This window comes from Mesorhizobium sp. EU05-FHT14A09, from assembly GCF_058790995.1.
Genome location: NZ_JBYTDF010000021.1, coordinates 1 through 3,973, shown reverse-complemented (window position 1 = coordinate 3,973; position 3,973 = coordinate 1). Strand labels below are relative to the sequence as shown.

The window sequence follows — 3,973 nt, the reverse complement described above, 5'->3', positions numbered from 1 at the left end:
GATGGAGATACGTCGTCCGCAATATGGGATGGGGTTGCGTCTGGTGGATGGTGAGCGTGGCTGGAGCGGAGGGTCGCGCCCTTCTGCGGCAGCAGCGGTATCGACGTCAGGTCTTTCGAGTTCTGTGTCCTCCGGCTCGCTTGCGGCGGGGATTGGCTCTGGGCGGGGCGGACGGGCTTCGTATGGCGGGCTTGGCCCGATGCGGGTGGACGGGGAACGGAGGGCCTATGTCGTCCAGCTTTCGTCGCTGGGCACTTTGGGGCGCAACCAGGACATGCCGCTGGAAAGCCGTGTGGAGGCAACCCGGGCGCAGATCGAGCAGGGCAGGCGGCTGGACGAGATCGCGGCCGATCGCGGCCTGACCGTGAAGCAGCTGACCGAGGAGTCCATGGCAGGCGGCCTGCTGCTGAACGAGGATGTGTCCGGGGATGTGCGCACGACACACGTCGAGCAGGGTGGCCGCATTGTCATCCATACGCAGGCTGGCCAGCATGGTTTGAGGACGCGCCAGGAGACGGTGCCGGATGCGGCTTCCGGGGGCGGGCGCCGGATCATCGAGGATACGCGCGATGACAAGGGGCGGACCTCGCATAAGGATGTCGACGGCAATGGTCATGGCCAGATCGTTCTGGATGACCCTGTGGCCGGCACGCACACTGTGATCACGCTCGGCCAGGAAGTGCTGACGACGGCAGTGACCCGAGATGGCCGCACGGTCACCGTCACGCGCGATGACCAGCACGGGACGGAGAGCACGACCGAGGCGGACAATGGCACGCGCACGGGTGTCGAGCAGCGGGCTGACGGCAATGGCGGCACGGTTGAGAGCCGTTTCGATGGTGCGGGCGCACGGGTGACGACATGGCAGGATGCCAGGGCCGGCACGCGCACGGTGACCGAGATCGACACGGACGGGCTGCGCACGACGACGATCACACAGAAGAATGCACCGGTCGAGGACGAGGCCCTGCCGGGTGATGGCCTTGGCTCGATCGCGGCGCGGCATGACATGAGCCTTGATGAGCTGGCCGCGCTCAATCCCTGGCTGTTCGGCGAAGGGCGCGATCCCAATGTGATCCAGATTGGTGAGAAGGTGTTTGTCTCCGGTACGGGTTCGACGGTCCGCCAGGAGCGCGCGGACGGTTCTGTGCTTGAGACAATCGTGAATGCGGACGGGTCACGGCAGGTGACATGGATCGCGCCGACGGGCTGGCGGCAGGTGCTTGAAGGCCCCGAGGATGCGGCTTCCGGGGCCGCGGCAGCGGCCCGGCAGGCGATCTTCGCTGAAGGCCGCAGCCTTGAGGAAGCGGCGAGCGTGCTGGGCCTGAGCGAGCAGCAGGTTCTGGAGGCGCTTGGTGCCGGCACGACGCATGTCGAGGCGACGGGCACGGATGTCGACACGGTCACGCTCTACGATGTGACGACGAACATGCTGGTGGTCGAGCGTCGTGACCACCAGCACGGCACGACGGAGCGCCAGTTCATCGAGGCGGACCAGTGGTTCACGGTGCATGTACCGGACCCGCGGACCGGCGAGGTCGAGGAAGTCGAGATCGCCGGCGGGCTCGGCTATCTGTACCAGCAGACCGAGCAGAGCCAGGAGCAGCTGGGCGGCCTGCAGGGCCAGTTGCGGGAGCTGGATGCCCGCATTGAACGGGAGCGGCGCACCGGCGAGCCGGTATCGCAGTTGCAGGCGCAGCGCGGGCAACTGGCCGAGCGGCTGGAAGTGGGGCAGCATGATGGTGCGGTGATACAGGGCCTGACAACCCAGATCCTGGGTGCGCGCCAGCGCCATATGGCCGGCAATCAGCTGGTAGAGGCCTATGGAGCCCAGGCTTCCGCCCGTCCTGGAAGCGCAAGGTACGATCAGGCCCAGGCCCGCTTTGCCGCAGTGTCCGGGCAGGCCGTTGAGGCCAGCCGCGGGCTGAAGGCGGCCGCGGCCGGGCTCGACCTGGCCGAGACGCAAAGGACCCTCTATCACAGGACCCAGGCCAGCCAGGCCGCCGAACTGAGCCTGGAGGTGGAGTTCCGCAAATGGGCCCGCGAGGAGTGGGCGTACGATCCCGACGACGTCGTCTTCGCCGGGAAGCCGTTGCAGTCTCTGTGGGAGGCCTTCGACAAAGTGCAGGAGGCACACGCGCAGGGAAAGGACGTGAGCCCGCTGGCCGCCCATGCCCACGCCCCCTGGCTGGTGCGCAACCAGGCCAATGACGCCCTGCTGAGCGCCAAGATCGCGTATGAGGAGGCGATCCAGGTCGACCGGAGCATCAGCCTCGAGGCGCTTGAGAGACAGCGTGACGGGCTCCAGCGCCAGAAGGACGACTGGCAGGCCGCCAATCCCGACGCCTTCGCACTCGTCGTCGACGCCAGCGGCGCCGCCGGCGCGGGAGGGCCTTCCGGCACCGCCACGCCCATCGGCTTCCCCGGACAGACGCAGCTCAGCACTCTGGAGCGTACGATCACACAGCTGCGGATCGCCCAGCTGACCGGTGATGCCGGGCTCGAGCATGACCGCTATCTGTTGTCCTTGCCTGGCATCCAGCGTCACGATCACGCCGAACGGGCCAAGGTGGAAAGCCGATACGAGACCGACCACCGCAGGGCGTCGATGGAGCTTGGCCAGAAAGTCAGCGAACTGACGATGGCCCTCGATGTCCGCAACGAGACCGAGGCAAGCAGGTTCATCGAGGCGTGGGGCAAGCGCAATCCCGAGCTGAAGCGGGAGCTGGACAGCCTCGCCAATCCCGGCATCAGCAGCGCCGCGGCCCTGCAACAGCGCCAGCAGGCGCTCTATGGCTCCCCCGAAGGCCAGCAGTTGCTGGCGGCGCTGACCATCAAGCGCCAGGCAAACGAGGCCATGAAGAGATTTGCCCAAGGCGGGGCCGAGGAGCGGCAACGCGACGCCGCCGCCCTCCATGAGGCCATCGCGCAGCAGGGCTGGATCCAGAATGCCTTCGAATTGTTCCTGGAAGACCCGGTCGAAACAGCATCGGCCTATGTCGATGGCCAAGCCGCCAAGGCCCAGACCCTGGCCAATGGCCTTTCGGCAGGCACCCTGTCACAACAGGACTTCATCAGGGCCCAGAAGGCCATGGCGGCAGACTATGCCATCACCATGCCAGGCCAGCTGGACAAGGTACGCGAGAACACAGAGTTCTGGAAACCCATCCAGACCGCGGTCGACACCAGCGTCATCTTCCTGGGCACGCTGCTGAAGTCCAACCTGGCCACCATCCTTGCCATCGAGGTCTACAAGTTCGTCGGCGACCTGGTCAATCTCGCCAAGGGCAATGACATCTCCAAGGATGGCAGCGCCTCGTTCCTGGGCCTGGCCACCCAGTGGGCGATGACTTTCAACTCCGACACCCAGGACCCGTCGCAGCCGCCCAAGGTTACCTGGGAGACCGTCCAATCCACCATCAAGAGCGAGCTCTTCGACCTCACCCTGTCCCAGTTCGGCCGAACCGGCGTCGCGCTGTCCAAACTGGTCAGCACCCAGCTGGGCGAGCGCTTCGGTGCCACATGGACCCTGCGCCAGCGAGGCTACACCTCGATGGCCGGCATGCTGGAATCTTCCATCACCATCGCGCTCGGACAGCAGACCGCCACGACCGGGGCGCTCGTCTTCGAGGGCAAGCTCGATACCCATGAAGGCTATCAGCAGCTCATCCAGACCGCCATCAGCGGCGTCTTCAGCGCCATCCTGGCCATCGTCACCGGCCCGCTCTCCGGCATCATCAGGATCCACACCCCCATCAACAATGCCGCCGCTAATGCCGGAGCCTCATCCCTGACAAGACTGTCCATCCCAGGCCTCGTCGCACAGGGCGGCCTCGATGCAGCCGGCAACGTCGCATCCGCCGAGTTCGAGAAACTCAGACAAGGCCAGCATCTCAGCAGAGCCGAACTCATCGCGGCAATCCTCCAGATGTTCTGGGGAGCCGCCATAAACTTGAAAGCTCATCCCGATAAT

General features: G+C 65.8%; 1 protein-coding gene. It reads left to right on the top strand.

From position 1 onward, the window contains the following. Positions 1-199: 199 nt before the first annotated feature. Positions 200-3,973, top strand: a 3,774-nt coding sequence (locus AC3WTO_RS31075; protein ID WP_492558471.1) for a LysM peptidoglycan-binding domain-containing protein, incomplete at its 3' end; no start/stop codon positions are given.